This window comes from Pseudoalteromonas sp. GW168-MNA-CIBAN-0100 (assembly GCF_040309225.1).
GTDB lineage: Bacteria > Pseudomonadota > Gammaproteobacteria > Enterobacterales > Alteromonadaceae > Pseudoalteromonas > Pseudoalteromonas arctica.
In genome coordinates this window covers 1-244 of record NZ_JBEOOL010000966.1, presented here as the reverse complement: position 1 = coordinate 244, position 244 = coordinate 1, and the positions used below count along the sequence as shown (strand labels likewise).

The window sequence follows — 244 nt, the reverse complement described above, 5'->3', positions numbered from 1 at the left end:
ATATGGAAGAATTCATTGTCCGATTCGGATGAGGTTGAACAAATTATTTCACCAGGGTCAATTGGCCCTTCGTAGACCGGTGCAAAACCGCCACCTAGGGTACGGAAATTTGTAGTCTGGCCTTGATACACACGTGCAGCGACCCATTGCACCTTGTCGTCATAGGTGTAGTTGCGCAAATCGAATTTGAGAACTTGTGCCGGTTCGTGATCCGAAACAACCCGACTACCGGGTACCACCAAAG

Annotated in this window: 1 pseudogene; it reads right to left on the bottom strand. The window is 48.8% G+C overall.

Annotated features, from left to right (window positions below):
• Positions 1-244: pseudogene (locus AAEY62_RS24220) on the bottom strand (hypothetical protein); the annotation flags it as partial.